This is a genomic window from Pseudomonas veronii, from assembly GCF_002028325.1.
GTDB lineage: Bacteria > Pseudomonadota > Gammaproteobacteria > Pseudomonadales > Pseudomonadaceae > Aquipseudomonas > Aquipseudomonas veronii.
In genome coordinates, this window is the sequence record NZ_CP018420.1 from 3,124,560 (window position 1) to 3,151,453 (window position 26,894).

Sequence of the window (26,894 nt, forward strand, 5' to 3'; positions counted from 1 at the left end):
ACGCTCGCGGTCATGACCTCCAACACCCGCTACCAACGACAAGTACTGATTGCGACGAGTCTGAGCTATGTGGTCGTTATCCTCGACACTTCGATTGTCAACGTGGCAGTGGAATCGATTTCCCGCACCTTTGGCTCGGGTATCACCGGGCTGCAGTGGGTGATCAACGCATATACCCTGACCTTCGCCAGCCTGCTGCTGACGGGCGGCCTGCTGGGCGATCGTTTCGGCGCGAAGAAAATCTACGCCGTCGGCCTCGGCCTGTTTGCCCTGGCCTCGGCGTTGTGCGGCCTGGCCACCGACCTGCCGGAGTTGGTCGGTGCGCGGGTCCTGCAGGGGCTGGGCGCCGCGTTGCTGGTGCCGTGTTCCTTGATGTTGATCAACAGCGCTTACCCGCAGACCCACCAGCGCGCCGGCGCCATTGGCGTGTGGGCCGGGTGCGGCGGCATCGCCATGGCGGCCGGACCGCTGGTGGGCGGCGTACTGATCGAGCTGTTCGGCTGGCGCAGCATCTTCTTGATCAACGTGCCGATCGCCCTGGTGGGCGTGTGGCTGACCTCGCGCATCCCGTCTTCGGCACCGTTGGCGCCAAACCGGCACTTGGACGTCACCGGGCAAGTCGCCGCGATTATCGCGCTGGCGACCTCGGTGGCGGTGCTGATTGAAGGGGCGAAGCTGGGGTGGAACTCCGAATGGGTGTACGCCTGCGTGTTCGTGGCCTGTATCGCCTGGTGCGTGTTCTTTGTGACCGAAAGCCGCCACAAGGACCCGATGCTGCCGCTGCAGTATTTCCGCAACCCGGTGTTCTCGGGGGCGACGCTGCTGTCGCTGGCGTCGGCCCTGGTGTTCTATGGCCTGTTTTTCCTGCTCAGCGTGTACTTCCAGAGCGAGCGTGGCTGGTCGCCGCTGGACACCGGGCTGGCTTTCCTGCCACTGACCGCCATGGTCACCCTGGGCAGCTTCACCTGCGGCCGGCTGACCCGTGCGTATGGCGCGCGCGCCGTGCTGTGTGCGGGGTTCGGCCTGTACACCGTGGGGTTTATCGGCCTGTTCGCCCTGGCCAGTGACGCACCGTACTGGCGTATCGCAGTGTGCTACCCGGCCGTGGGGTTCGGTGCCGGGATCATCACCCCGGCCGCCACCTCCGTGCTGATGAGCGTGGTCGACCGCGCCAAGGCCGGGGTGGCGGCGGGCACACTCAATGCCAGCCGCCAAAGCGGCTCCGCCTTCGGCGTGGCGATCTTCGGCGCCTTGCTCACCTCGATTCAGCCCCTGGGCGATGCCATCGACGTCGCCGTCAGCGTCGCCATCGGTTTGTCGTTGCTCGCCATGCTGATGGCCGCCCTGGTGTTGAAAGCGCCGGCGGCGCAACCCGTGGAAAGTTGATGGGCCTGCACCTGTAAAGGCGATTGCCCGGCACGTTTTCGTGACATTCGCGAGGCGTCGCTGCACCTGAAAAACATCATCAATAGGGATAATGATCATGAATCTGCGTTCTGCACCTGCAGTTGTCGATATGGCGGGGATCGGCATCGGTCCGGCCAACCTTAGCCTGGCGGCGCTGGCCCAGCCCAAACCGAGCATTAGCGCCGCGTTCTTCGAGCGCAGCAGCGAATTTCAATGGCATGCGGGGATGATGGTGCCCGAGGCCAAACTGCAGGTGCATTACCTCAAGGACCTGGTCAGCCTGGTGGACCCGTCCAACCCGCTGTCATTCCTCGCTTACCTGGCGCAGAAAAAACAGCTGCTCAGTTTTATCAACGCGCATTTCGAGCAGGTGCTGCGCCGCGAGTTCAACCAGTACTACCGCTGGGCGTGCAGCCAGCTGCCGAATCTGCATTTCAACAGCGAAGTGCGTTCGGTGACGTTCGATAACGGCCTGTTCCTGCTCCAGGGCGATACCTGGGCGCAACCGGCGCGCCACCTGGTGTTGGGCACCGGGCAGCAACCGTCGATCCCGGCGTGTGCGCAGGCGCATCTGGGCGATACGCTGTTTCACTCCTCGCAGTACATGACCCGCAAGCGCAGCTTCAAAGACCAGCGCGTGGTGGTGATCGGTGGCGGCCAGACCGGGGCCGAAATCATCCAGCACCTGCTGTCCGACACCGCCGCCTTGCCCGCCAGCGTGACCTGGGTCTCGCGGCGCTGGAATTTTTCGCCGCTGGATGAGTCGCCGTTTACCAACGAGCTCTACACCCCGCAGTACAGCGACCACTTTTTCGCTCAGCCCGAGGCCGTGCGCCGGCCATTGCTGGTCGAGCAGAAACTGGCGAGCGACGGCATTTCCCAAGCGTTGTTGCAGTCGATTTATCGCCGCCTGTACGAGCTCAAGCACGTCTTGCAGCACCCCTGTCACATTCGCCTGCTGCCCGGGCGCGAGTTGACCGCGATTCAGCAGCGCCCCCATCACTGGAGCCTGTCGATGGCGCACGGGCACAGCCAGGTGCAGGAGGAACTGAGTGCCGACACCGCGGTGCTGTGTACAGGCTATGCCTACCAGATGCCGGCGTGCCTGGCGGCGCTCGAATCACGGATTACCCGATGCAACGGCGAGTATGTCTTCAACGATGACTATTCCGTCGCCTGGGATGGGCCGCAGGGCTCGGCCATCTATGTGCAAAACGCCGCGCGCAGCCAGAAAGGCATCGCCGACCCGAACCTGGGCCTGATCCCCTGGCGTTGCGCGAACATCATCAACAGCGTCAGCGGGCAAGCCCTGTACGACTTGGATGAGCCCGAGGCGTTCGTCCAATGGGGCGCCAACGAAGTATTCGACGAGGTCGGCGATGCGCGTTTCGATCGCCTGACCGCTCTCGCCAACTAGACCCAGGAGCCCGGTCATGGAACCCATCACACTTGCCCCCAACGGCAATGCCCCGGTGATTCGAGAAACCGAGGAGCCCGTGGCGCCGGAAGGCGTGCGCCTGTACCTGCACCACTTTGCCGGCAAACTGGCCAATGCGCCGATCCAGTCATCGCGTTTCACTCTCGAGCCACACAGCGCGACGGACGAAGACAAGCACGCCGTGAACGAAATCTGGTTTATCAGCGGCGGGGAACTGGACGTCTTCTACGACGGCACCTGGCACGCGGTCAGAAATGGCGAAAGCCTGTATTTCGCGCCCTGGCGGCCGCATTTCGCGCGCAACAACGGCACGACCCAGGTCCAGGTGTTTTCGGTGTGGTGGGCATGAGCATGGAGCAGCACTTCGACCTGGTGATTGTCGGCGGCGGCATTATCGGTGCCTGGGCGTTGCATCATGCGACGCAACGCTATCCCCACTGGCAGATTCTGCTGATCGACCGCTACCGCATCGGCGACGGGGCCACCGCCCATTCGGCGGGTGTGCTGCTGGCCACCGGCCGCTCGCCGCGTGAACGGCGCCTGGCCGGGGAGAGCGCCGAGCTGTATCGGGCCCTGCGTGATCGCCTGGGCATCCGCACCACCCAGGCGCCGGTGTACTGGCTGGCCGAACGCAGCTTTAGCGCAGACATCGAGCAGGCCCTGGTCGATGCGCCGGTTCAGCCCGCCGACTTGTGCGTGGCGGACCTGGGCCCACGCCTGGGTGCCTCACTCAACGTTGGCGCGAACGAAAGCCTGTTGCGTGGCGGCACCGCCGAAAGCTATGAGCCACCGCTGGTGGCGCGGTTGCTGATCGGCCACAGCCTGGCCAGTGCCCATGTGCGCTGCATCGAAGGCGTGGGCGTGCAGCAGATCGATGCGCTGGGCAGCGGCACGCGCATCACCCTGGCCGACGGCGCCACGCTGCGCGCCCGCCGCACCCTGGTTGCCACGGGGCCGTGGGTCAGCGAGCCGCCGTTCGACGCGCTTGCCGCGCGCCATGGGCTGCGGGTGAAGAAGGTGGTGGCCCTGCATATCGACGGCGTACCGCCGAGCAACGCCGCGGCGCTGTTCTTGCCGCAATCCGACGCTTACCTGATGCCATTGGCGGCGCGTAACCAGTGGTTGTTCAGCTTCCGGTGCGATGAATGGGACGTTGCGCCGCGCAAACATGCACTGGAAATCAACCGCCACGATGTGCAGGTGGCCACCCGCACGCTGGCGCACTACCTGCCCGAGCTGGTAGCCCGCTGTCGCGGCGGCCGGGTGTTCTGCGACAGCTACAGCCCCGGCGGAGAGTCGCAGGTGAGCTTCGACGCCGGGCAGAACCTGGTGTTTGCCGGCGCCGGCAGCGGCGCCGGTTTCCGCCTGGCACCGGGCATTGCCCGCGAAGCCGTGGACCTGCTCGTCGCCCAGTGGCCCGATGCGCCCGCTACCGCCAAACCCACCCTTTCTACTGTTTCGATGGATTGAAAAGATGACCGCTATCGCCGCGCAAACCTTCTTCCTGATGCCCATCCCGCCGACTCCGAACGGCAGGCTGCACCTGGGGCATATCGCCGGGCCGTACTTGCGCATGGACATGCTGGGGCGCTACCTGCGCAGCCAGGGCCATCGTGTCGACGTGGTCTCGGCGGTCGACGGCTTCGACTCCTATGTGCTGTGGAAGGCCCTGCAAGAGCAGCGCACGCCCGAAGCCGTGGTGCGCGACTATCACGGGCAAATCGCCCATGACCTGCGCGCGCTGGATGTCGAGGTGGATGACTTCCTCGATCTGGTGCAAGGCCCCTATGCGCAGCAGCATGCGCGCAATGCCCAGCGCACGGTGGAGCGCCTGGTGGCGCTCGGGGTGACGCAAAGCGTGGTCGAACGCGTGCTGTATTGCCCGGACACCCGGCGCTACATGGCGGGGGCCTGGCTGCTGGGGCAATGCCCGTATTGCCGGGCGGGGGCGGGCGGCTATTTTTGCGAAGCCTGCGGCGCACTGTTTCGCCCGGAAGCCATGCTTGACCCGCAACCGCGCATGGGCGACAGCCCCCTGCACTGGGTTGAGGTCGAAAGCCTGTTTCTGACCGTCGCCCACCCCGAGCAGTTGCTGCAGCGCATGGCGACCTCCGGTGCGCCGGCGTCGATCGTCGAGGTGATTGCGCGCTTCCTGGAACGGGAAAACGGCCGGGTGCGGCTGACCGCGCCGGGCGAATGGGGCGTTGCCTGGAGCCCGGACCGCTTCGGCAACCCGCGCGTGCTGTTCGAATCGGGCTGGGAGTATGCGCTGACCTGCGCCGACCGATCCCAGGAACAGGCGCCCGAGCACGGCCATGCCATGCTGCGCAGCAGCGAGGTGACGACGCTGGTCAGTTTTGGCATCGACAACGCGGTGCTGCTGTTGGCCGGCAGTGTCGCGGTGATGGATGCGTTGCAGGATCACCGCTCATTCGATTACGTGTTGACCAATTACTTCTACAACCTGCAAGGCGCGAAGTTTTCCACCAGCCGCCTGCATGTGGTGTGGGCCGCCGATATCGTCGAAAAGACCCCGGCGACCAGCGACGCGGTGCGTTACTTCCTGAGCCGCGAAAGCCCCGAACAGGGCGAAACCAACTTCGCCGTGGAGGAGTTTGTCGAGGTGGTCAATGTGGACCTGGCCGGTGCGCTCGACGGTCGCATCGACCTGGCGCTGGCCGCCCTCGATCACACGCGGCCGCAGTCCATCGCCCCGGCGCTGTGGCCGGCCCTGGAGCTGGCCGTTACGCGGTTGGGGCAGGCCTTCCGGTTGGACGCGGTGTCGGTGCGCGAAGCCTGGGACGTGCTGCATCAATGGATGCAACGCCCCGACCTGGACGTCACGCAGCCCGCCCACGCCTACCTGTGGCTCAAGGGCCTGGCGTACCTGGCCGCGCCGATCATGCCGCGCCTGGCCGAGTACCTGTGGCAGCGCCTGGGGCATGACGGTTTGCCGCTGATCCAGGCGCTGCACGCTGCCTCGCAGCCACGTCCGCAGACCTCGGCGCGCCCGCGCTTTGCGCCGCTGTCGCCGGCCGCATTGGCGCCGTGCCTGCCGGCCAGCGTGGTGCTTGCCGGGGCCACCAGCGATGCATGAATACGCCGACGTTATCGTGATCGGCGCCGGCACCACCGGCACCGCCGCAGCCTGGCACCTGGCGCGGGCCGGGGCGTCGGTCAGGCTGCTCGATAAAGGCGCGATTGCCAGCGGTTCGTCGGGCGCATCGCCGGGGATCGTGCGGGCTTACTATGCCGACCCCGCCCTCAGCTACCTGGCGACGCAAGGTGTGCGGGCCTATCGCGAGTGGCCGCAGCACTATCCCGGCGCATGCGGCTACCAGCGCACGGGGTTCCTGACCGGTATTGCCGGGCACGCGCAAGCGACCACCCAGGCCAATGTCGCGCGTCTGCGGGCAGCGGGCGCGCCGCTTGAATGGCTCTGCCCCGAGCAGATACGGGAACGGGTGCCGGACCTGTACACCGATGGCCTGGCGGGCGCGGTCTACGAACCGGACGCCGGTTATTGCGACCCGCGTCTTACCGCGCGCAGCTTTGCCGCCGGTGCGAGCGCCCTGGGCGCGGTGATCGAAGAGGGCCGGGCGGCGCGGCGGATTGTGCGCCAGGCCGGCCGCGTCATCGGCGTGCAGACCGACTGCGGGTTTATCGCCAGCAGCCATGTGATCAACGCCGCCGGGCCGTGGGCCGCCGCACTGGCCGCCGAGTGCGGCGCGCCGCTGCCGATTCACGCCACACGGCAATGCGTGGGCATTCTCGAGGTCTGCGGCGCGGATAAGCCGATGCCGGGCTACTGCGACCGCGACGTCGGCTTCTACCTGCGCCCGGATCGCCCCGGCAGCTACGTGATCGGCGCGCTGGGCGGCGCCGAAGGGGCGCCCATCGACCCGGATGCCTTCGACGGCACCTTCAGCGACACTCAGGTGTTGGCCTACCGTGACCGCGCCGCGCAACGCGTGCAACGTCTACTGGGCGCACAGCCGATCGGGCGCCGCGTGTCGTTCTTCGACGACACGCCGGACGGTAATCCGCTGCTCGGCCCGGACCCGCGCGTGCCGGGGTTGATGGTCGCGGCAGGGTTGAGCGGGCATGGTTTCAAGTTCGCGCCGTTGTTCGGACAGGCGATCGCGCAGTGGGTGTTGACGGGGGAGATGTCGGCGGCGATGGCGCCGTTTGCGCTGCAGCGGTTTATCGGCTGACGGGACGTGCTCAGGCTGTTGGTGGGGCAACAGCAGTTCAATAAACTGTGCGATCGCGCAGGCTTAGGTTCTGCGTAAGGTGCTGAATTTAAAGGCTTATGGGTTTGGCATGAATTGTGTTGTCAGTCGATAGGCACTGACCCGACAACGGGAGGGATAACCCCCACTTTTCAAAAGAAACCACACCCATGCACAACACCTTGCAACGCACGTTTATTGCCGGCCTGCTGGCAATCGGCACCTTGGGCGGGCTGCTGCCGGCCGCGGCCCAGGCGGCCAATGATCAACAGTTCATCCCGCTGGCGACCTACCGGGTCGGCGCCTACGCCTCCAGCGGCATCCCGTGGTGGGCGGGGGAGATCGACTACTTCCGCTATATCAATGAGGTCGAAGGCGGCGTGAACGGGGTCAAACTGGTCTGGCAAGAGTGCGAGACCGAGTGGAAGACCGACCGTATCATCGAATGCTACGAACGCTACAAGGCCGGCCTCGACGGCGCGCCGACCGGCTTCTTCTTCACCCACAGCACGCCGGCGTCCTATGCGCTGATGGACCGCGCCGCCGTCGACCATATCCCGCTGATCGACGGTGCCGGCGGGCGTACCGAATCGACCGATGGCCGCGTGTTCCCTTACGCCTTCCCGCTGTTGCTCAACTACTACGGCCAGGCGTCGGTGGGGATCAACTACATCGCCCAGCGCGAAGGCGGCCTGGACAAACTCAAGGGCAAGAAGATCGTCACGGTCTACCACGACTCCGCCTATGGCCGCGAAACCCAGGCGGCGATGCAATTGCTCGCGCAAAAGTACGGTTTCGAGAATATCCAGATCCCGGTGGCGGACCCCGGCAACGAGCAGTCGACCCAATGGCGGCAGGTCCGTCAGATCAACCCGGACTGGGTGTTCCTGCGCACCTGGGGCGTGTCCACCCCGGTCGGCATCAAGACCGCCGTGCGTTTTGGCATCCCGGTGGACCGCCTGATCGGAGACGTGTGGGCCGGCTCCGAAGCCGATGTGATCCCCGCGGGCACCGCCGCCAAAGGCTACCAGGCGCTGGCGCCGTTCCCCGGTGGCGACAGCTTCGAGATCCACCGCAAACTCAAGCAGTTCATCCTGGACCCGGGCAAGAGCAACCTCAAAGACCCGAGTTACTTCGGCAAGGTCTACTACAACATCGGCCTGATCAACGCGGCCATTGCAGTCGAAGCCTTGCGCACCGGCCAGGCCAAGTTCGGCAATCGTGGGCTGAACGGTGAGGAAACGCGCTGGGCGTTCGAGCATTTGGACATCGACGCCGCTCGCATCAAGGCGTTGGGTCTCGAAGGCTTGCTCGCGCCGTTGAAACTGTCCTGCGCCGACCACGAAGGCGGCGGTTCAGCCCGGGTGCAGCAGTGGGACGGGCAAAAATGGGTGCTGGTGACCGACTGGGTCCAGGCCGACCGCGCCACCTTGCGCCCGTTGATCGAGGCCAAGTCTGCCGCGTATGCCCAGGAGAAGGGCATCGCGGCGCGCGACTGCGCGGCCGAGTAAGCCTCAATGCAAAACACCCCGGAAAGCCGGGGTGTTTCGCAACGGGTTAACCTATTGAGGCTTTACCAGAGCGCCAAGGTGTAATCGATGTTCACCCGCAGTTCGTTGTCATCGCGAAACGAAGCGGTAGGGGCGAAGTCATTGCGGTACCAGGCATGGCGCAAGCGGAACGCGACGTTCTTGAAGGTGCCGCTCTGCACCACGTAAGACAGCTCTATGTCTTTTTCGCTCTCGCTGCGATCACTGCCGCCCAATGCACTCGGTAGTTCGATATGGCTGGCGTCCAGATACCGCAGCATGCCCTTGAGCCCGGGAACCGCCAGGGCGGCGAAGTCATAGTCGTAGCGGACCTGCCAGGTGCGTTCCTTGGGGTTGAGGAACTCGCTGCTCAAGGCGCCTTCACTGACCACCATCGGTTCTGAACCGGCGATGTAGGGCATTGCCGTGTCACCGCTCAGTTGCATGTAACCGAGCCCGAGGCTGTGGGCGCCCAGGCTGTAGGTGCTCATCACGCCGAAGGTGCGGTTGTCGACCTTGCCCGCTTTGGCGGGGCCGTCCTCGCCACTGATGTGGTAGCGCACATCGGTTTTCACCCGCCCCGGGCCCAGTGGGCGATTGTCGATAAACCCGACGAAGTCCTGGCGATAAATGTCCGCAAGTTCCGCGTGGTAGTACTTGAGTGTGAGAGCGTCGGACCATTTGTAGTCGCCGCCGGCAAAGCTGAAGCTGTCCGATTCGGCCGCACCGTTGAAGCGCCGGTTGGGCGAGGCCAGGGTGATCTTCTGGTAGTTGGTCGAATCGCGCTGGTTCATGCGGTCGAGCCAGCCGGCATTGAGCGTCAGGTTGTCGATGTCCTGGGACTTGAGCTGGGCGCCGCGAAAGGTCTGTGGCAGCAGGCGCGTCGGGCTGGCAAACAGGATGGGCAGGTTCGGCGCGAGCGTGCCGCCCTGCAGTTCGGTTTTCGATACCTTGACCTTGCCGGTCAGCCCCAGTTCTGAATAGCTGTCGTTCGGCTGGCGAGTGACCGGGTTGTACGACAGCAGGCCGGTGCCGGTGCGATCGGGGCTGGAGTCGAGTTTCAAACCGAGCAGGCCTTGGGCATCCAGGCCAAACCCCACGGTGCCAGGGGTATAACCGGAAGTGAAGCGCAGGATGAAGCCCTGCGCCCATTCACGGGTGGCCGATTGCGCCGAGTCGCCTTTGTAGTCGCGGTCGAAGTAGTAGTTGCGTGAGGTCAGCGTGGCCTTGCTGTCTTCGATAAAACCCTGGGCCAGCAGCGCGGGGCTGATGCTGCACAGCGTACCGAGGGCGAGGGTGGTGTGAACCCGTTTCAGAGTACTCATGGACGTTGCCTTTTTATTATTGTTGTCGGGGTTATTCAGGGGCATGCAAGAGGACCCACTGTTGATCCTGCACCGTCACCAGTGCGCGAGCGCGCTGGTCGTGGCCGAAGTGGTCGGTGGCGCTCAGGTTGTACACGCCGTGGGTGCCGACCACGTTGCGGGTCTGCTCTAGCTGGTCGCGCAGTTGCTCGCGAAACGCTGGCGTGCCCGGTGTGCTGCCTTTGAGCGCGGCCGGCACGGCGGCCTCCACCAGGCGCATGGCGTCGTACAGGTAGGCGCCGAATGGCGACAGGCTGTTGGCGCCGTACTGGGCCTGGTAATCCTGCGCGTATTGGCTGGCGATGGCTTTGGACGGGTGGCTGGCCGGCAGTTTGTCCCACACCACCACGGGCCCCACGGGCAGGATCGCGCCGTTCAAGGCTTTGTCGCCGATGCGCAGGAACGCGCTGTTGGCCGCACCATGGGTGTGGTAAATGGTGCCCTTGTAACCCAGGCGCCGCAGTTCGGTGTGGGGCAGGGCCGCGGGTGTGCCGGTGGCGCCGATCAATACCGCATCGGGCTTGCTGCTCATGACCTTCAGGGCCTGGCCGCTGACCGACGAGTCGGTGCGGTTGAAGCGCTCGTCTCGCACCAATTGGATGCCTGCCGCCGGCGCCATCTCGCTCAGCACTTTGTGCCAGTCCTCGCCCCACACATCGTTGTAGCCGATGTACGCCAGGGTTTTTACGCCGGCTTTTTGCATGTGCTCGATCAGCGCCTCAGCCATCAAGGTGTTGGTCTGGGCGACGGTGAAAATCCAGGTCTGTTCGCCACTTGCCGGGGCGAATGGGGCCAGGGCGATCTGCGCGGTCTTGCTCTCCTTGGCGATTTGCGCCACGGCCGCCGAGGTGGGCACGGTGGTGGAGCCGATCAACAGGTCGACACGGTTTTCGCTCACCAGTTTGCGCGCGTTCTTGGCGGCGGCCGTGCTGTCGCTACCGTCGTCCAGTACCACGTATTTCACCGCCTGGCCGGCAATTTCCTTGGGCAACAGGGCCACGGTATTGCGCTCGGGAATACCCAGCGAGGCACCGGGGCCGGTGGTGGAGAGAATCACGCCGACGGTCATGTCCGCCTGTGCGGCGGCAGACAGTGAGGCCAGCAACAGCAAGGGAAAAATCGATCTCATACACGCTCCTGATATTTTTTTTATGGTGTGGCAAAGGCTGTGGCAGGGCGCTACGTGCCGGTAGCGCTGGTGACCTCCATGGCGGCTGGGGTGGGTGGGCGGCCCAGGTAGATTTCGGCCACCTGGGGGTTGTTGGCCAAGGCTTGGGCGCTGCCTTCAAGCACGATTTCCCCGACTTCGAGCACGTAGCCGTAGTCGGAAATCTTCAGCGCGGCGCGGGCGTTTTGCTCGACCAGCAGGATCGACACGCCGCTCTGGCGCAGGGTCTCGAAGATCGTGAAGATTTCGCCGATCACCCGCGGGGCCAGGCCCAGGCTGGGTTCGTCGAGCATCAGCAAGCGCGGCTTGGCCATCAGCGCGCGGCCGATGGCAAGCATCTGGCGCTCGCCGCCCGACAGGGTGCAGGCCGGCTGACTGCGCCGTTCGTACATGCGCGGGAACAGGCCGAAAACTTCGTCGAGGGTCTTCTGGTGGTCGCGAAAGCCACGCCGATGACGGCTGAAGGCCCCCAGGCGCAGGTTGTCCTCGACGCTCATCAGGCCGAACAGTTCGCGGCTTTCCGGCACCAGCGCCATGCCCTTGTCGATGCGCTGGGCGACGTCGTGGTGCGCCAGCAGCGGCTGGCCGGCGTAACTCACCTGGCCCTGTGCTGGCAGCAGGCCGATCAGCGCCGCCATCAAGGTGGTCTTGCCGGCGCCGTTGGGGCCGATCAGGCTGACGATCTGGCCTTCCTCCAGGCTCAGATTGAGTTGGCGTACCGCTTCGACCTTGCCGTGGCTGATCGTCAGGTTGCGTACATCCAGCAGGCGACTCATTCGACACCTCCAAGGTAGGCGGCAAGCACCGCAGGGTTTTGCTGTATCTGCAGCGGCGTGCCACCGGCCAGGCGCTGGCCGAATTCCATCACCACGATCTGGTCGGCCAGGCCCATGACGAACTCCATGTCGTGCTCCACCAGCAGCACGCCCAGGCCTTCGCTGCGCAGTTGTTCGAGCAGGTGGGCGAGTGCCTGCTTTTCGCCATGGCGCAGCCCGGCGGCGGGTTCGTCGAGCAACAGCAACAGGGGATCGCTGCACAGCGCCCGGGCAATTTCGACGATGCGCTGCTGGCCCAACGGCAGGCTGCCGGCGGGGGTGTGCAGGGCGGCGCCCAGGCCCACGCGCTCGATCTGGCGCCGGGCTTCGGCCAGCAGGGCGGCTTCCTCTTCGCGCTCCAGATGCAGCATCGAGCGCAGCAGCCCGGCTTTGCCCCGGGCATGGGCGCCGAGGGCGACGTTTTCCAGGACGCTCATGTCCGGCAACAAGCGCACGTGCTGGAAGGTGCGGCTGACGCCCAGTCGGGCGATGGCACGCGGCGACAGGCCGTCGATGCGCTGGCCGAGAAAAACGATCTGGCCGGCATTGGGCGCCAGCACCCCGGACAACAGATTGAACAGGGTCGACTTGCCGGCGCCGTTGGGACCGATCAGCGCGGTGATTTCGGCGCCATTGACGGTCAAGCCCATGTCCTTGTTGGCCACCAGTCCGCCAAACTGCTTGAGCAGACCTTCTGCGACCATCAACGGCTGCCCGTTGGCGGGCATCGTCCGGCGGGGCAGCGCATGGGCCGGGTGCTCGGGCAGCGGACGGGGTTGTGCCCTCGGGAACAGGCCGCTCAGCAATGGCAACAGGCCGCCACGGGCGTATTGCAGGACCAGGATCACCAGCACGCCGAAGAAAATCATCTCGACGTTGTCGGCGTGTCCGAACAGCTGTGGCAGTACGTCTTGCAGCACCTGTTTGATCAGGGTCAGCAGGGCTGCGCCGAGCAGTGCGCCCCAGAGGCTGGCAACGCCGCCGAGCACGATCATGAACAGGTATTCGATACCCATCACCACCGAGAACGGCGTGGGATTGACCACCCGTTGCAGGTGCGCGTACAGCCAGCCCGACAACGCCGCGAGCAGGGCCGCGATGATGAACACCTGCAAGCGACTGCGCGCCGTGTCGATGCCCATCGCCTCAGCCATGCCGGCGGAATCCTTGAGGGTGCGGATGGCGCGGCCCTGGCGGCTGTGCAGCAGGTTGTCGAGCAGCCACAGGCTGATCGCCAACAGCAGCCCAATCAGCAGGCTGAAGTCGGCCGGGTCGCGGACCTGCCAGCCGAACAGGCTGATATTCGGCAGGTTTTGCAGGCCGCCGAAGCCGCCCAGCCCGGGCAGGTTGCCGAACAGATAGAACAGCGCCAGGCCCCAGGCCAGGGTGCCGATGGGCAGGTAGTGGCCGGCCAGGCGCAGGGTCAACAGGCCCAGGCTGGTGGCAACCCCAAGGGTAATCGCCAGGCCCGCAAGCAAACCGAGCCAGGGCGACAGGCCATATTGGGTGGTCAGCACCGCGCTGGCGTAGGCGCCGATACCGACGAACGCGGCCTGGCCGAACGAGGTCATGCCGCCGATGCCGGTCAGCAGCACCAGGCCCAGGGCGACCAGGCTGTACAGGCCGATGTAATTCAGCAGCGTGACATGGAAGGTCGGCAGCAGCACTGGTGCCAGGCCCGCCAGCAGCAGGGCGAACAGGGGGATCAGTCGACGGATCATCAGTGTTGCTCCTCAAGGTGAGGGTGCTTCAACGAGAGCCACAGCAGTACCGGGATCACCAGGGTGAACACGATCACCTCCTTGTAGGCCGAGGCGCCGAAGTTGGCGAAGCTCTCCAGGACACCGACGAAAAACGCACTGGCGGCGGCAATCGGGTAACTGGCCAGGCCGCCGAAGATCGCAGCGACAAACCCCTTGAGGCTGATCAGAAAGCCCGAGTCGTAGTACAGGGTGGTCAGCGGGCCGATCAGCACGCCGGAAATGGCGCCGATCAACGCCGCCAGGCCGAACGCCGCCTTGCCGGCCAGCTGTGTGGGGATGCCCACCAGTTGCGCGCCCTTGCGATTCAGTGCCGTGGCGCGCAGGGCCTTGCCATACAGGCTGTGGCTGAAGAACGCGTAGAGCAGGCCGATCAGCAGCAGGGCGCTGGCGATCACCAACAGGCTTTGCAGGCCCACCGGCAGCTCACCGAGCATGAACACCGCTTCGGCCAGGGCATCGGTGCGAACCCCTTCTGCGCCGAACATCAGCAAGCTGATACCCACCAGCGTGATGTGTACGGCCACCGATGCAATCAGCAGCAACAGCACCGAGGTCTCGGCCACCCGTTGATACACCAGGCGATACAGCAGCGGCCCCAGCGGCGTGACCAGCGCCAGGGTCAGCAGGATCTGCAACACGGCCGGCAAACCGGCCAGCTCGAAGGTGTCCAGCACCACCCACAGCACCGTCGGCAAGCCCAGGTAGCGTGCCAGCAGGCCGGGCACCCGGCGCGATTGACCACGGCGCAACGCGGCGATGCTGTCCAGTGTGCAGGCGGCCAGCGAGCAGCCGAGCAGCAGCCACAGGGTGCCGGGCATCAGCCCCAGTTGCAGGGTGGCCAGGGTCAGGGCGCTGTAGGTGACGAAGTCGCCCTGGCACACTAGGATGGTGCGCGTCACCGAGAACACCAGCACCAGGGCCAGCGCCACCAAGGCATAAATCGCGCCCGTGGTCAGGCCGTCCTGGGCGAGAAACGCCAGTATCGAGATATCCATAAGCGGCCCTCAGCGAGCGGTAGGAAAGGGAGGCGAAGGTGTGCGCCAGCGGGCGTCGGTCAATGCCGTGCCGGGGTGCTGTCGTCGGGAGGGCGAGGTGTCAAGCGCGCAGGGAGTGGCCGTGCGCAGGGGTGCATGCAAGTGCATAGTGAGGTACCCGTTTTCTATTCTTATTGTCGTGTGGATAAGCCTGAGGGAGCGCCATACACAGCTTTAAAATACACATGTGAATGTGTATGTATAGACTACGCGGGAGAGTGGGCGCTTTGTCAATAGGCGCCGCTGTAACGGTTTGTTTAAAGGCGGGGTTCTGATCTATGTTGTTGTTTTTAGATAAAAAAATAAAATAATCTTTTTCATCTGAAAAGCTCGGCACCCAGTGCGCGTGCTGCTTTGTGATTTTGAAAGATACATTTATGTATTTTTATGAATGCCGACGCAGGTCGGCATCCGGGCTCAGGCGGGGAGGGTGCAGGATTCGGGGATCAGGATGCCGGCCATGCGCTGGCTGCGTTCCAGGCGTTGTTGCGGGGTGTCTTCGCTGTGCAGCAATGACAGGCTGATCTGGTAGGCATAGATCAGGTAGGCGCGGTCCTGGGCATCGCCACTGGGCACGCCGGCCTGGATCAGCAGGCCTTCGATGTAGCTCAGGCGGTGGCTGTCGACTTCGTCGATGGCCTGGCGTGCCTGCTTGTCGCGGCGGGCCCAGCCGCGAATGCCCAGCTCGATCGAGGCGGCGTCCTTGGCGGTCTGCCCGTGGGAGGGCAGTTCGAGCAGGCGATGCAGTTGTTGCAGCGGCGAGCTGTGGGCATTGCGCAGATGCAGAATTACATCTTCGGTGGCGCGTGCGCGCCAGTTGCCGAGGATGCCTTCGAGCAGTTCCCCGCGACTTTTGAAGTGGTAGTAGAAGCTGCCACGGGTGATCTTCAATTCCTTGGCCAGGGTATCGACCCGCACAGCGTCGACGCCGCTGGTAACCAGGACTTCCTGTGCCGCATGAATCCAATCTTCCCGCGTGAGGTTGGTGCGTGATGACATTGTCTAGGGGCCTTGTCCAACAAGCTGGATAAGCGCCAGGGCACAGCAGCGTTCGACGCCCGCCTTGGCAGCGAGCCGCCATTCTAACGCCCGGCGCAACGACGAAGCTATTGCCAGCGCACCGACTGTGGCCCGCGCATGGGGTCTGCATGTGCTCGGATTCTAGAGTACATGTGTGTAGGTTGGCTTTTAGATTATTTGCACAAAGCCACGTTTTTTTAATTGACGCAGGTCAAATCGGTAAATAGCATACAGATACACATCTGTATGTTAAGAATAAGAACCGGAGGCCGACATGAGCGCAAATCCCAAGACTCTGCTTGCAGCAGGGCACCAGACTCACTACCACGAAGCCGGTCAGGGCGAGGCCTTGTTCCTGTTGCATGGTTCGGGCCCCGGTGTATCGGGCTGGGCCAACTGGGCCAATACCGTGCCGGTGTTCGCTGATCGCTGGCGCGTGGTCGTGCCGGACATCGCCGGCTTCGGCTTCACCGAGTTCAAGGACGACGCCAAGTACGACATCAAGCTGTGGGTTAACCATCTGCTCGGCATCATGGATGCCCTGGACATCGAAAAAGCCTCGTTCGTCGGCAATTCGTTTGGCGGCGCGCTGGCCATCGGCCTGGCGGTGTTCGCACCGGAGCGCGTCAACAAGCTGGTGTTGCTCGGCACCCCGGCCGGTGAGTTCGTGCAGACCCCAGGCTTGCGCGGGGCCTGGGAATACGAGCCATCGCTGGACAACATGCGCGAGCTGATGAAGCTGTTCCCCTATGACGTGTCGCTGATTACCGAGGCGATGGTGCAGGCACGTTACGAAGCCAGTGCGCGCCCTGGTGCCCAGCAGGCGCTACGCAAACTGATCCCGCAGCCGGCCGCCGACGGTCCGACCCTGGTCAAGGGTTTTCCCGCGGCCGCGTTAGCCAAGATCGTCGCGCCGACGCTGGTGGTACACGGCCGTGAAGACCGCGTGGTGCCGCCCGAGTGCGGGCTGCTGATCGCCAACAGCATTCCCGATGCCGACCTGCACCTGTTCGGGCGCTGCGGGCACTGGGTGCAGAGCGAGCAGCCGCGCCGCTTTGCCGCGCTGGTCCGCGATTTCCTCAGCGAGTAGGCCGGTATGAGCAGAAACGTTATGGAGCGTGCGCTCTGGCAGCTGTGCGTCGAGCGTGTCGCCAAGGAGCGCTTTCGGCAGGACGCGGTCGGGTTCCTCGGGCGTTTTGCCCTGGAGGAGGCCGAGGTCCGCATGATCGTCGAGTTCGATGTTGCCGGGCTGCAGGCGGCCGGGGTCAACCCGATGCTGACCATGGGCTTCTGGCAGGAGCTTGCCCCTGACCGCAACATGAGCCTCTACAAACAGCGCCTGGGCGCTACCGACGAACACAGCGCGGGATTTTCCGCCGCGCTCAAGGGGTGAACCGATGGGCAAGATAGTAGGCGGCTTCTGGATGCCGCATGACCCGGTAATGTTCGTGGCACCCGACGCGCCGCCGTTGGCGCAACGTGAGGCGGTATGGGCTGCATACGAAGCCTGCGCCGAACGCCTGGCGGCCTTGCAGCCGACCTCGGTGATCATCGTCGGTTGCGACCATTACATTCTGTTCGGCACCCATTGCCTGCCGCGCTATGTGATCGGCACCGGCGATGTGGATGGCCCCATCGATCGCCTGCCGGGCCTGGAACGTGGCGCGGTGCGCAACCATCAAGCGTTGGCCGCGCACATTGTCGAGCACGGCGATGGGCAGGGCGTGGACTGGACCGTGGCGCGCAGTTTTACCGTCGACCATTCCTTTTCCATTCCGCACCAACTGGTGGTCAAGCCGGCCGAGGCCTTGCTCGGGCGTGAGTTGCCGAGCATTCCGGTGTACCTGGCGTGCGGCGTTGACCCGTACATCTCGCTCCAGCGGTCGGCCGACCTCGGCCGGCAGCTGCGGGCGGCCGTCGAAGCGTTCGATGCCGACGAGCGTGTGGTGATTATCGGCAGTGGCGGTATCAGCCACTGGGTCGGCACCGCCGAGATGGGCCGGGTGGCCGAAGACTTCGATCGCGAGATTCTCGCCCTCGGCGTCAATGGCGACCTGCAAGCGCTGTGCGCCTACAGCGACGAAGAGATCCTGCGTCGGGCCGGCAACGGCGCGATGGAAATCCGTAACTTCGCCTGCGCCCTGGCCGCCATCGAGCGCCCGCAGGGCGAAGTGATTGCCTATGAAGCCGTACCCGCCTGGGTCACCGGGCTGGGCTTTGTGCAACTGAGTGTGAGGGCCGAGCATGAGCCGTGTATTACTTTGCCAACGTGATGAGCTGGCGCCAGGGGAGCTGAAGAAGGTTGCCCACCGCGAGGGTGACGCCATCTGCGTCTACAACCTGGGGGGCACGTTCTACGCCACCACCGACATGTGTACCCACGCCACCGCTTCGCTGGCCGAGGGCGACCTGGAAGACGACCTGATTACCTGCCCGGTCCACTGGGGCCAGTTCCATGTGCCCAGCGGCAAAGCGGTGACGTTTCCCTGCGAGCGCCACTTGCGCACCTACAAGGTCATCGTCACCGACCGCGAGGTGTTCGCCGACATCGCCCTGGAGGCTGACGAGGCGCTGGCCGCCGCCAACAGCCCGGTGTGACCGGGCCGCTGTCCAACCGTATTCCTGTGAGTCTGAACCATGGATAACAACAAACACATACCGCTCAGAACCATTGAAAGCACGCCCGCCCTGGGCAACCTCGACCGTATCTGCGACATGGAGGAAGGGCGCCTGTCCGGCAAGGTCTTCTGGGACCCGGCGATCTACGAGCAGGAGCTGGAGAAAATCTTCGCGCGCTGCTGGCTGTTCGTCGCACACGAGTCCCAGTTGCCCAAGTCCGGCGACTACCTGACCACCTCGATGGGTGAAGACGAAGTGCTGGTGGTGCGCCAGAAGGACGCCTCGATCAAGGTCTTCCTCAATGCCTGCCCGCACCGTGGCAACAAGGTGTGCTTTGCCGAGGCCGGCAACGCCCGCGGCTTTATCTGCAACTACCATGGCTGGTCGTTCGGTGCCGATGGCGGCCGGCTGATGGGCATGCACGAGTCCAAATGCTACGAAGAAAGCCAGTTCGACAAGTCCAGGCACGGCCTGCGCGAGGCGCGGGTCGCCAGCTATAAAGGCCTGGTTTTCGCCACGTTTGCCAGCGATGCGCCGACCCTGGAGGAATACCTCGGGCCGATGACCTGGTACATGGACGTGATGCTCGACATGGATGAAGGCGGCAGCGAGTTTCTCGGTGGTTGCATCCGCTCCACCATTGAGTGCAACTGGAAGATCGCCGCCGAGAACTTCGTCGGTGACATCCTGCACGGCGGCTGGACCCACGATTCGGCGGCCAAGGCCATGCTCGGCGGGCCGGTGGCGAATGTCGGCGAGTTGCCCGAGTCGTACTCGGTGAACTGGAATGGCCACGGCTATGAGTTCGCCACCGACGTGGTCGGCAACGCCGCGACCCTGGGCGAGAAAGACATCAACAAATACCTGCACGTGCTGCGTCCCAAGGTGGCGGACCGCCTCGGCGAATTCCGCTCGCGGCTGATCGGGGCGATTTCCTCGTTCACCGTGTTCCCCAACTTTTCCTTTCTGCCGGGGCAAAACACCGTTCGCATCTGGCAGCCGCGCGGCCCGCACAAGATCGAGCTGTTCACCTGGGTGATCGTCAACAAAAACGCCCCGCAGGACATCAAAGACAAGTGGCGGCGCGGCGCGATGATGACGTTCTCGCCCACCGGGGTGTTCGAGATGGACGACGGCGAGAACTGGGAGTACTGCACCAAGAGCAGCCGTGGCGTGGTCACGCGTTATCAGGACCTGTACGTCGGCCTGGGCATGCATACCCGTCTCGAAAACAGCGAGTTGCCCGGCAATGTGTTCAAGGGCCAGCTCAACGAATGTAATGCGCGGGCGTTCTATCAGCGCTGGAAGGACCTGCTGCAGGCTCCGACCTGGGCCGATGTTCCGGACCGCAACGGCACGCTGCGCTGAGGGGGCCAGATGACACACGAACAACAGGACAGCCTCGTTTCAGTCGAGGAAACCCGCCGCGTCGAACAGTTCCTGCTGCGCGAAGCGCGCCTGCTCGACGGCGAATGCTGGGACGCGTGGCTGCACGGTCTCAGCGAAGCCATCCACTACTGGATGCCGGGCATCGAGAACCGGCGCCGCGAGGACAAATCCGGGCCCTATCGCCTGGAACACATGGCCTTCTTCGATGACGGCATGCGCGAACTCAAGCGCCGCGTGGCACGCTTCAAGCAGCCGTCGGCCTGGGCCGAGAACCCGCCGACGCGCAACGTTCACCTGATCAGCAACATCGAAGTGTATGCCGGTCCGGCGCCGGACGAATACCTGGCCTACTCGTGCTTTATCAACGTGCGCAGCCGCGGCCTGGACGAGCATCACCAGATCGCCGGCCGGCGCGAGGATGTACTGCGCCTGGAGGCCGACGGCCTCAAGTTGCTCAAGCGCAAGATCCTGATCCCTAACGCGATGTTGCTGTGCAAGAACATCAACACCTTCCTCTGAGGGCTGGCATATGGCTTGGTTAAAAGGGCAGGTGGCATTGGTCACCGGCGGTACCGGCGGGATTGGCAGCGCCATCGTCCGTCGTTACGTGGCCGAGGGCGCGCGCGTCGCGGTCATGGGCCGCGATGCGGCGCAACTGGCCGCGTTGGCTGACACGCTTGGCGACGCGGTCATCACGATTGAGGGGGATGTGTCGCGGTATCAGGACAATCAGCGTGCGGTGGCGGCGACCCTCGAGGCGTTTGGCAGGCTTGACACCTTCGTCGGCAACGCTGCCGTGTTCGATTATTTCACGCGCCTGGACCGTATTGCCCCGGAAGAGTTCGAGGGCGCCTTCCAGAAACTCTTCGCCACCAACGTGCAGGGTTATCTGCTGGGCGCGCAAGCCTCGATCGAGGCACTGCGCGAAACCCGGGGCAGCATGATCTTTACCCTCTCCAACAGTGCCTTTTATGCCGGCGGCGGTGGCATTCTCTACGTCACCGCCAAGCATGCGTTGGTGGGCATGATTCGCCAACTGGCTTACGAGCTGGCGCCGGACATCCGCGTCAACGGCGTGGCTCCGGGGGCGACCAACACGCCGATGAAAAGCCTGGAAGGCTTGAACAGCCGCAGTGTGCCGCTGAACCAGATCCCGGGCTTCGAAGCCGGTGCGGCGCAGGCGGTGCCGTTGCAACGGATTGCCGAGCCCGAAGACCACACCGGGCACTACGTGCTGTTGGCCTCGCGGGAAAATTCCGGCCTGACTACGGCGAACATCATCCACAGTGATGGCGGCTGGGAGATCCGCAGTGCCGGTGCAGCCAAGCCGCGCAAGGCCTGAGCCAGGCCGACGCCTTGATAACTAGAATAAGAGAGATGCGTGATGACAAGAACAAGCCTGAGTGCACCGCAACAGCAACTCCTGAACCTGTTTGCCGGGCTCAACCTCCCGGTCCTCGCCGCGCCGATGTTCCTGGTGTCGGGGCCGGGCCTGGTGGCCGCCTGCTGCCAGGCCGGCATCGTCGGCAGCCTTCCGGCGCCCAATGCGCGAACGGTCGAGCAATTGCAGGAATGGCTGGAGCAGATCAGCCGCGAGCGTGAGCTGGCGCAGCAACGCGGCGAGCAGTGGGCGCCATGGATGCTCAACATGATCGTACACAGCACCTACGACCGCTTCGACGCTGAGCTTGAGTTGGTGCGCCGTTATCAGCCGCCCATCGTGTCCACAGCCCTGGGTAGCCCCAAGCGCGTCCTTGAAACCGTACACGCTTATGGCGGCGTGGTGATCGCCGACGTGATCAGCCCGGCACTGGCGCGCAAGGCGGTGGCCGCTGGCGTCGATGGCCTGGTCCTGGTGTGCAACGGGGCGGGCGGGCATACCGGCAGCTACAACCCGTTCGCCTTCGTCGCCGAAGTGCGCCAGTTCTGGGACGGCCCTTTGGGCTTGGCCGGGGCGATTTCCAACGGCCGCGACATCCATGCGGCGCAGGTACTGGGCTGCGATTTCTCGCTGGTCGGAACCCGCCTGATTGCCGCCCATGAAAGCCTGGTGGAAGCCGCCTACCGCGACATGCTGGTGGCCTGCTCGCTGGATGACGTGACCACCACCAAGGCGGTCAGCGGCGTGCTTGCCAACTGGATGCGGCCGTCGCTGGAAAAGTCCGGTATCGACCCCAGCGCCGAAAACCGCGCCAGCATCGACTTTTCCGGTGACATCTCCACTGCCAACAAGGCCTGGAAACACGTGTGGTCGGCCGGCCAGGGCGTAGGCCAGATCACCGGCACCTACAGCGTGGCGCAACTGGTGGACGAGTTGCACCAGGGTTATCGCGAAAGCCGCGCACGTCAGTTGTGAGCCATCCAGAACCGTTCAGGAGCAACCCCATGCACCACGAAAACCTTCAGGCCGCCGCCGCTGCGCTGGCCCTGGCGCGGTCGAGCCGCAGCCCTTGCCCACGCATTTCCGAGCGTTTCGACATCCAGTCGTTGCACGACGCCTACGCCGTGCAAGAGATCAACACCCAGGCCGCCCTGGCTGCCGGTCGGCGCCTGAGCGGGCGCAAGATCGGCCTGACGTCCCTGGCGGTACAGCAGCAGTTGGGCGTCGATCAGCCCGATTTCGGCATGCTGTTTGCCGACATGGAATACCGCGATGGCGAGACCATCGACAGCACCCGGCTGATCCAGCCCAAGGTCGAAGGCGAAATCGCCTTCGTCCTGGGGCGCGATCTCCCTCACCCCGATACGACCCTGGGCGAATTGCTGCGCGCCGTCGACCACGTGCTGCCGGCCCTGGAAATCGTCGACTCGGCGATCGAGGACTGGAAGATCACCCTGGTCGATACCGTGGCCGACAACGCTTCATCGGGCCTCTACGTGCTGGGCAAGACCCCTGTGAGCCTGCGCGGCCTGGACCTGGCGCTCGAAGGCATGCTGCTGGAGAAGAACGCGGCCCAGGCGGCCATCGGCGTGGGGGCCGCGTGCATGGGCAACCCGCTGGACGCGGCGCTGTGGCTGGCGCGCACCATGGCCCTGACCGGGCGCCCGTTGCAGGCGGGCGACGTGCTGTTGTCGGGCGCGCTCGGGCCTATGGTGCCGGTGGTGGCGGGCGACAGCGTGCGCTTGCGCCTCACCCGCCTGGGTGAAGTGAGCTGTCGTTTCGGCTGAGGCCGGCAGGCAACAACCCTGCTACCGGGCTGACGACCCGGTGGCGATTACAACAATAAAACGAGTGAGCAGCGGGCTGATGGCCTGCCGTATTCACGAGGGCGTGCAATGTACGATTTTTTCAATGATCCGACCCAATTGGCCCCTGCCAAGGTGCTGTATGAGGCACGAGCCGACGGCAGCTTCGTGCTGAGTTCCCCCGAACCCCTGCAGCCCTATGCGCGCTGTATCGGGCAGTGGCTCGAACACTGGGCCGTGCAGACACCGCAGCGTGCCTACCTGGCCGAGCGGCGCGGCGCCGGCTGGTTCAGCCTGAACTATGCCCAGGTGCGCCAGCGCGTGGGGGCATTGGCCCAGGGCTTGCTCGAGCTGGACTTGCCGGCCGGGCGCCCGCTGCTGATGCTCTCGGAAAACGATCTGGACCAGGCGCTGTTGACCTTGGCGGCGCTGCACGTGGGCATCCCGGTGTCGACGATTTCCGTGGCGTACTCGCGCAACACCGGCAGCGGGTGCAGCAAACTCAAGGCGATTGTCGAGGTGCTCAAGCCGGCGCTGATTTTCGTCAACGACGGCGATGCCTATTGCCGTGCCATCGAGTTGGTCAACCCGGATTGCCCGGTGGTGGCGGCGCGCAACGCCCAGGAAATTCGCGGGGCGCTGGCCTTGCCGCTGTTGTACAAGGCCGAAAGCCCAGCGGTGATGCAAGCGTTTGCACGGCTCGACGGCGACACCCCGGCGCGCTACCTGATGACCTCCGGTTCGACCGGTGCGCCCAAGGCGGTGGTCAATACCCACGGCATGCTCTGCGCCAACCAGCAGGCGATTGCCCAGTGCTGGCGCTTTCTTGAACACGAAGAACTGGTGGTGCTCGACTGGTTGCCCTGGAGCCATGTGTTCGGCGCCAACCACAACTTCAACCTGGTACTGCGCAACGGCGGCACCTTGTACATCGATGACGGTCTGCCGTTGCCGGGGCAAATCGACCGCACCGTGGAAAACCTCAAGTCGGTGCGACCCACCCTGTACTTCAACGTGCCGCGCGGCTACGAGGTCTTGCTGCCGTACCTCGAGCGCGACGAGGTACTGGCGCGCGCCTTGTTCGGGCGCCTGCGCATGCTGTTCTACGCCGCTGCCGCGCTGCCCCAGAGCAGTTGGGGCCGGCTGGCGGCGTGTGCCACCAAGGTCCGCGACACCCCGCTGTTCTTTGCCACCGAGTGGGGCTCGACCGAGACGTCGCCGGTGGTCACCAACGTGCATTTCGCCGCCGACAAGGCCGGCATCATCGGCCTGCCGGTGCCGGGCACGCAGCTCAAGTTCGTGCCCTGCGGCGACAAGCTGGAGATGCGCGTGCGCGGGCCGTCGGTGTTCCCGCGCTACCTGAAGGACCCGGTCAGCAGCCTGGCCGCGTTCGATGAGGAGGGCTTCTACCGCATTGGCGACGCGGGGCGCTTGGTCGACCCGCAGCGGCCGGAGTTGGGGGTGCAGTTCGACGGTCGGGTGACTGAAGACTTCAAACTCAGCAGCGGCACCTGGGTATCGGTGGGCACCCTGCGTCCGCGCCTGGTCAGTGCCTTGGCGCCTTACGTCAGCGATTGCGTGATCTGTGGGCATGATCGCGACGTGATCGGTGCGCTGATCTACCCGAGCCCGGCCCTGCGCGATCTGCTCGGTGCCGCCGGACAACAGATGACCGGCGCACAACTGGCGATGCAGTCCGAGGTGCGCCTGGCCTTGTGTTCGGGGCTGCTGGCGCTGGCCAAGGAATTCCCGGCGTCGTCCCAGCATGCCATGCGCCTGGTGATTCTCGACTCGCCGCCCAGCCTCAACGACGGTGAAATCACCGACAAAGGCTACATCAACCAGCGCATGGCGCTGAGCCTGCGCGCCGAGGCCGTGACGCGGCTGTACGCCGACAGCCTCGAGCCCAGCGTCATCCTCCTCGCTGAAGTCTACGGAGAAGCCGTATGAACCCTGCAAAACTCAAAGTCGCCATCATCGGTTCCGGCAACATCGGCACCGACCTGATGATCAAGATCCTGCGCAACGCCAAACATCTGGAAATGGCGGTCATGGTCGGCATCGACCCGGCCTCCGACGGCCTCGCTCGCGCCCAGCGCATGGGCGTGGCTACCACCCACGAAGGCGTCGAAGGCCTGACCCGCATGGACGTGTTCCAGCACATCGATTTCGTCTTCGATGCCACCTCGGCCGGCGCGCATGTGCAGAACGATGCGTTCCTGCGCGCGATCAAGCCCGGCATCCGCCTGATCGACCTGACGCCGGCAGCCATCGGCCCGTACTGCGTGCCGGTGGTGAACCTGGAGCAGAACCTCGATCAGCTCAACGTCAACATGGTCACCTGCGGCGGCCAGGCGACCATTCCGATGGTCGCCGCGGTGTCGCGCGTGGCCAAGGTGCATTACGCCGAGATCGTCGCCTCGATCGCGAGTAAATCCGCCGGGCCCGGCACCCGCGCCAACATCGACGAATTCACCGAAACCACGTCCAAGGCCATCGAAGTCATCGGCGGCGCGGCCAAGGGCAAGGCGATCATCGTGATGAACCCGGCCGAGCCGCCGTTGATCATGCGCGACACGGTGTTCGTGCTGTCCGAAGCGGCGGATCAGGCGCTGGTCGAAGCCTCTATCGTCGAAATGGCGGCGGCCGTGCAGGCTTATGTGCCGGGCTATCGCCTCAAGCAAAACGTGCAGTTCGACGTGATCCCGGCAGATGCGCCGCTGAACATTCCTGGCCTGGGCAAATTCTCCGGCCTGAAAACCTCGGTGTTCCTCGAAGTCGAAGGCGCCGCCCATTACCTGCCGGCCTACGCTGGCAACCTCGACATCATGACCTCCGCTGCCTTGGCTACCGCCGAGCGCATGGCGCAGTCGATGCAACAGGCCTGAGGAGAGCGACATGAACGGTAAGAAAATCTACATCTCCGACGTGACCCTGCGCGACGGCAGCCATGCGGTGCGTCATCAGTATTCGCTGCAGAACGTGCAGGACATCGCCCGCGCCCTGGACAAGGCCAAGGTCGACTCGATCGAAGTCGCCCACGGCGACGGCCTGCAAGGCTCGAGCTTCAACTATGGCTTCGCGGCGCACACCGACCTGGAATGGATCGAAGCCGCCGCCGACGTGATCAGCCACGCCAAGATCACCACGCTGTTGCTGCCCGGCATCGGCACCGTGCATGACCTCAAGGCGGCGTACAACGCCGGTGCCCGCGTGGTGCGGATCGCCACCCATTGCACCGAGGCCGACGTCTCCAGACAGCACATCGAATACGCCCGCGAACTGGGCATGGACACCGTCGGTTTCCTGATGATGAGCCACATGATCCCGGCCGAGCAGCTCGCCGCCCAGGCCAAGCTGATGGAAAGCTACGGCGCGACCTGCGTGTACATGGCCGACTCCGGCGGCGCGATGAACATGCAGGACATCCGTGATCGCTTCCGAGCGTTCAAGGCCGTGCTCAAGCCGGAAACCGAAACCGGCATGCACGCCCACCACAACCTCTCGCTCGGCGTGGCCAACTCGATCACCGCGGTCGAGGAAGGCTGCGACCGCATCGACGCCAGCCTCGCCGGCATGGGCGCCGGGGCCGGCAACGCGCCGCTGGAAGTGTTCATCGCCGCCGCCGAACGCCTGGGCTGGAACCACGGCACCGACCTCTACACCTTGATGGACGCGGCGGATGACATCGTGCGGCCGTTGCAGGACCGGCCGGTGCGGGTCGACCGCGAATCCCTGGCGCTGGGGTATGCCGGGGTCTATTCGAGCTTCCTGCGCCATGCCGAAATCGCTGCGGCCAAGTACGGTTTGAAGACCGTGGACATCCTCGTCGAGCTGGGCAAACGCCGGATGGTCGGCGGCCAGGAAGACATGATCGTCGACGTCGCGCTGGACCTGCTGGCCGCTGGCAAGCACACACACTGAGGAGGC

25 protein-coding genes are annotated in these 26,894 nt (G+C 64.7%); 19 read left to right on the top strand and 6 right to left on the bottom strand.

Features of this window, described 5'->3' with window-relative positions; all coding sequences use genetic code 11:
- The first annotated feature begins 12 nt into the window (after positions 1-12).
- The 7 genes from PverR02_RS14380 to PverR02_RS14410 all read left to right on the top strand — a co-directional run bounded on the left by PverR02_RS14380 (position 13) and on the right by PverR02_RS14410 (position 8,588).
- A complete protein-coding gene (locus tag PverR02_RS14380; RefSeq protein WP_046383245.1) occupies positions 13-1,386 on the top strand; it encodes an MFS transporter in 1,374 nt (457 codons plus the stop codon).
- 97 nt (positions 1,387-1,483) lie between these two features.
- The gene (locus tag PverR02_RS14385) at positions 1,484-2,824 is read left to right on the top strand and encodes a lysine N(6)-hydroxylase/L-ornithine N(5)-oxygenase family protein (RefSeq protein ID WP_126586751.1); all 1,341 of its coding nucleotides are present in this window, start codon (positions 1,484-1,486) and stop codon (positions 2,822-2,824) included.
- 16 nt (positions 2,825-2,840) lie between these two features.
- On the top strand, positions 2,841-3,194 hold the full coding sequence (locus tag PverR02_RS14390; protein ID WP_046383247.1) for a cupin domain-containing protein: 354 nt from the start codon (positions 2,841-2,843) through the stop codon (positions 3,192-3,194).
- The gene (locus PverR02_RS14395; RefSeq protein WP_227778861.1) at positions 3,191-4,315 is read left to right on the top strand and encodes an NAD(P)/FAD-dependent oxidoreductase; all 1,125 of its coding nucleotides are present in this window, start codon (positions 3,191-3,193) and stop codon (positions 4,313-4,315) included. Before PverR02_RS14390 ends, PverR02_RS14395 begins: the two co-directional genes overlap by 4 nt.
- Positions 4,316-4,319: 4 nt before the next feature.
- Positions 4,320-5,942, top strand: a complete 1,623-nt coding sequence (locus tag PverR02_RS14400; protein WP_079443689.1) for a methionine--tRNA ligase — start codon at positions 4,320-4,322, stop codon at positions 5,940-5,942.
- The gene (locus tag PverR02_RS14405; protein ID WP_057005525.1) at positions 5,935-7,059 is read left to right on the top strand and encodes an NAD(P)/FAD-dependent oxidoreductase; all 1,125 of its coding nucleotides are present in this window, start codon (positions 5,935-5,937) and stop codon (positions 7,057-7,059) included. Before PverR02_RS14400 ends, PverR02_RS14405 begins: the two co-directional genes overlap by 8 nt.
- A gap of 188 nt (positions 7,060-7,247) precedes the next feature.
- On the top strand, positions 7,248-8,588 hold the full coding sequence (locus PverR02_RS14410; RefSeq protein ID WP_057005524.1) for an ABC transporter substrate-binding protein: 1,341 nt from the start codon (positions 7,248-7,250) through the stop codon (positions 8,586-8,588).
- A 62-nt stretch (positions 8,589-8,650) separates the two neighbouring features.
- Here PverR02_RS14410 and PverR02_RS14415 read toward each other — a convergent pair whose 3' ends face one another.
- From PverR02_RS14415 to PverR02_RS14440, 6 genes are all read right to left on the bottom strand, one after another.
- Positions 8,651-9,931, bottom strand: coding sequence for an OprD family porin (locus PverR02_RS14415; protein ID WP_046383250.1), 1,281 nt, complete (start codon positions 9,929-9,931; stop codon positions 8,651-8,653).
- Between the two features lie 31 nt (positions 9,932-9,962).
- A complete protein-coding gene (locus tag PverR02_RS14420) occupies positions 9,963-11,099 on the bottom strand; it encodes an ABC transporter substrate-binding protein (RefSeq protein ID WP_046486463.1) in 1,137 nt (378 codons plus the stop codon).
- A gap of 50 nt (positions 11,100-11,149) precedes the next feature.
- The gene (locus tag PverR02_RS14425) at positions 11,150-11,905 is read right to left on the bottom strand and encodes an ABC transporter ATP-binding protein (RefSeq protein WP_227778895.1); all 756 of its coding nucleotides are present in this window, start codon (positions 11,903-11,905) and stop codon (positions 11,150-11,152) included.
- 5 nt (positions 11,906-11,910) lie between these two features.
- Complete coding sequence (locus PverR02_RS14430; protein ID WP_079443690.1) at positions 11,911-13,674, bottom strand: branched-chain amino acid ABC transporter ATP-binding protein/permease; 1,764 nt, start codon at positions 13,672-13,674, stop codon at positions 11,911-11,913.
- Positions 13,674-14,711: a branched-chain amino acid ABC transporter permease gene (locus PverR02_RS14435; RefSeq protein ID WP_079443691.1), complete on the bottom strand. Its 1,038-nt coding sequence runs from the start codon at positions 14,709-14,711 to the stop codon at positions 13,674-13,676. Before PverR02_RS14435 ends, PverR02_RS14430 begins: the two co-directional genes overlap by 1 nt.
- Before the next feature lie 456 nt (positions 14,712-15,167).
- The gene (locus tag PverR02_RS14440; protein WP_017847303.1) at positions 15,168-15,749 is read right to left on the bottom strand and encodes a TetR/AcrR family transcriptional regulator; all 582 of its coding nucleotides are present in this window, start codon (positions 15,747-15,749) and stop codon (positions 15,168-15,170) included.
- A 295-nt stretch (positions 15,750-16,044) separates the two neighbouring features.
- Between PverR02_RS14440 and PverR02_RS14445 the strand changes: the two genes are divergently transcribed.
- The 12 genes from PverR02_RS14445 (at position 16,045) to dmpG (ending at position 26,888) form a co-directional block, all read left to right on the top strand.
- Positions 16,045-16,860: an alpha/beta fold hydrolase gene (locus tag PverR02_RS14445; protein ID WP_017847304.1), complete on the top strand. Its 816-nt coding sequence runs from the start codon at positions 16,045-16,047 to the stop codon at positions 16,858-16,860.
- A 6-nt stretch (positions 16,861-16,866) separates the two neighbouring features.
- A complete protein-coding gene (locus PverR02_RS14450) occupies positions 16,867-17,163 on the top strand; it encodes an extradiol ring-cleavage dioxygenase (RefSeq protein WP_032804499.1) in 297 nt (98 codons plus the stop codon).
- Between the two features lie 4 nt (positions 17,164-17,167).
- Positions 17,168-18,043, top strand: coding sequence for a DODA-type extradiol aromatic ring-opening family dioxygenase (locus tag PverR02_RS14455; protein ID WP_046383254.1), 876 nt, complete (start codon positions 17,168-17,170; stop codon positions 18,041-18,043).
- Positions 18,015-18,368: a non-heme iron oxygenase ferredoxin subunit gene (locus PverR02_RS14460; RefSeq protein ID WP_017847307.1), complete on the top strand. Its 354-nt coding sequence runs from the start codon at positions 18,015-18,017 to the stop codon at positions 18,366-18,368. The genes PverR02_RS14455 and PverR02_RS14460 overlap by 29 nt, the downstream gene beginning before the upstream one ends.
- A 39-nt stretch (positions 18,369-18,407) precedes the next feature.
- Entirely contained in the window at positions 18,408-19,757 is a 1,350-nt protein-coding gene (locus PverR02_RS14465; RefSeq protein ID WP_017847308.1) for an SRPBCC family protein, read from the top strand.
- Positions 19,758-19,766: 9 nt separating this feature from the next.
- A complete protein-coding gene (locus PverR02_RS14470) occupies positions 19,767-20,297 on the top strand; it encodes a 3-phenylpropionate/cinnamic acid dioxygenase subunit beta (RefSeq protein WP_079443692.1) in 531 nt (176 codons plus the stop codon).
- A gap of 10 nt (positions 20,298-20,307) precedes the next feature.
- Positions 20,308-21,120, top strand: a complete 813-nt coding sequence (gene hcaB / locus PverR02_RS14475; protein ID WP_017847310.1) for a 3-(cis-5,6-dihydroxycyclohexa-1,3-dien-1-yl)propanoate dehydrogenase — start codon at positions 20,308-20,310, stop codon at positions 21,118-21,120.
- Positions 21,121-21,162: 42 nt separating this feature from the next.
- Entirely contained in the window at positions 21,163-22,134 is a 972-nt protein-coding gene (locus PverR02_RS14480; protein ID WP_079443693.1) for an NAD(P)H-dependent flavin oxidoreductase, read from the top strand.
- A 29-nt stretch (positions 22,135-22,163) separates the two neighbouring features.
- The gene (locus PverR02_RS14485; protein ID WP_017847312.1) at positions 22,164-22,946 is read left to right on the top strand and encodes a 2-keto-4-pentenoate hydratase; all 783 of its coding nucleotides are present in this window, start codon (positions 22,164-22,166) and stop codon (positions 22,944-22,946) included.
- Between the two features lie 108 nt (positions 22,947-23,054).
- Entirely contained in the window at positions 23,055-24,914 is a 1,860-nt protein-coding gene (locus PverR02_RS14490) for a feruloyl-CoA synthase (RefSeq protein WP_079443694.1), read from the top strand.
- Positions 24,911-25,852: an acetaldehyde dehydrogenase (acetylating) gene (locus PverR02_RS14495; protein WP_079443695.1), complete on the top strand. Its 942-nt coding sequence runs from the start codon at positions 24,911-24,913 to the stop codon at positions 25,850-25,852. Before PverR02_RS14490 ends, PverR02_RS14495 begins: the two co-directional genes overlap by 4 nt.
- Positions 25,853-25,862: 10 nt before the next feature.
- Positions 25,863-26,888, top strand: coding sequence for a 4-hydroxy-2-oxovalerate aldolase (dmpG, locus tag PverR02_RS14500; protein ID WP_079443696.1), 1,026 nt, complete (start codon positions 25,863-25,865; stop codon positions 26,886-26,888).
- Positions 26,889-26,894 lie beyond the last annotated feature (6 nt).

What these genes read in the sequence shown, in the direction of transcription:
- PverR02_RS14380 (WP_046383245.1), top strand. Translation starts at nt 13, where the DNA reads ATGACCTCCAACACCCGCTACCAACGACAAGTACTGATTGCGACGAGT.
- PverR02_RS14385 (WP_126586751.1), top strand. Translation starts at nt 1,484, where the DNA reads ATGAATCTGCGTTCTGCACCTGCAGTTGTCGATATGGCGGGGATCGGC.
- PverR02_RS14390 (WP_046383247.1), top strand. Translation starts at nt 2,841, where the DNA reads ATGGAACCCATCACACTTGCCCCCAACGGCAATGCCCCGGTGATTCGA.
- PverR02_RS14395 (WP_227778861.1), top strand. Translation starts at nt 3,191, where the DNA reads ATGAGCATGGAGCAGCACTTCGACCTGGTGATTGTCGGCGGCGGCATT.
- PverR02_RS14400 (WP_079443689.1), top strand. Translation starts at nt 4,320, where the DNA reads ATGACCGCTATCGCCGCGCAAACCTTCTTCCTGATGCCCATCCCGCCG.
- PverR02_RS14405 (WP_057005525.1), top strand. Translation starts at nt 5,935, where the DNA reads ATGCATGAATACGCCGACGTTATCGTGATCGGCGCCGGCACCACCGGC.
- PverR02_RS14410 (WP_057005524.1), top strand. Translation starts at nt 7,248, where the DNA reads ATGCACAACACCTTGCAACGCACGTTTATTGCCGGCCTGCTGGCAATC.
- PverR02_RS14415 (WP_046383250.1), bottom strand. Translation starts at nt 9,931, where the DNA reads ATGAGTACTCTGAAACGGGTTCACACCACCCTCGCCCTCGGTACGCTG.
- PverR02_RS14420 (WP_046486463.1), bottom strand. Translation starts at nt 11,099, where the DNA reads ATGAGATCGATTTTTCCCTTGCTGTTGCTGGCCTCACTGTCTGCCGCC.
- PverR02_RS14430 (WP_079443690.1), bottom strand. Translation starts at nt 13,674, where the DNA reads ATGATCCGTCGACTGATCCCCCTGTTCGCCCTGCTGCTGGCGGGCCTG.
- PverR02_RS14435 (WP_079443691.1), bottom strand. Translation starts at nt 14,711, where the DNA reads ATGGATATCTCGATACTGGCGTTTCTCGCCCAGGACGGCCTGACCACG.
- PverR02_RS14440 (WP_017847303.1), bottom strand. Translation starts at nt 15,749, where the DNA reads ATGTCATCACGCACCAACCTCACGCGGGAAGATTGGATTCATGCGGCA.
- PverR02_RS14445 (WP_017847304.1), top strand. Translation starts at nt 16,045, where the DNA reads ATGAGCGCAAATCCCAAGACTCTGCTTGCAGCAGGGCACCAGACTCAC.
- PverR02_RS14450 (WP_032804499.1), top strand. Translation starts at nt 16,867, where the DNA reads ATGAGCAGAAACGTTATGGAGCGTGCGCTCTGGCAGCTGTGCGTCGAG.
- PverR02_RS14455 (WP_046383254.1), top strand. Translation starts at nt 17,168, where the DNA reads ATGGGCAAGATAGTAGGCGGCTTCTGGATGCCGCATGACCCGGTAATG.
- PverR02_RS14460 (WP_017847307.1), top strand. Translation starts at nt 18,015, where the DNA reads ATGAGCCGTGTATTACTTTGCCAACGTGATGAGCTGGCGCCAGGGGAG.
- PverR02_RS14465 (WP_017847308.1), top strand. Translation starts at nt 18,408, where the DNA reads ATGGATAACAACAAACACATACCGCTCAGAACCATTGAAAGCACGCCC.
- PverR02_RS14470 (WP_079443692.1), top strand. Translation starts at nt 19,767, where the DNA reads ATGACACACGAACAACAGGACAGCCTCGTTTCAGTCGAGGAAACCCGC.
- hcaB (WP_017847310.1), top strand. Translation starts at nt 20,308, where the DNA reads ATGGCTTGGTTAAAAGGGCAGGTGGCATTGGTCACCGGCGGTACCGGC.
- PverR02_RS14480 (WP_079443693.1), top strand. Translation starts at nt 21,163, where the DNA reads ATGACAAGAACAAGCCTGAGTGCACCGCAACAGCAACTCCTGAACCTG.
- PverR02_RS14485 (WP_017847312.1), top strand. Translation starts at nt 22,164, where the DNA reads ATGCACCACGAAAACCTTCAGGCCGCCGCCGCTGCGCTGGCCCTGGCG.
- PverR02_RS14490 (WP_079443694.1), top strand. Translation starts at nt 23,055, where the DNA reads ATGTACGATTTTTTCAATGATCCGACCCAATTGGCCCCTGCCAAGGTG.
- PverR02_RS14495 (WP_079443695.1), top strand. Translation starts at nt 24,911, where the DNA reads ATGAACCCTGCAAAACTCAAAGTCGCCATCATCGGTTCCGGCAACATC.
- dmpG (WP_079443696.1), top strand. Translation starts at nt 25,863, where the DNA reads ATGAACGGTAAGAAAATCTACATCTCCGACGTGACCCTGCGCGACGGC.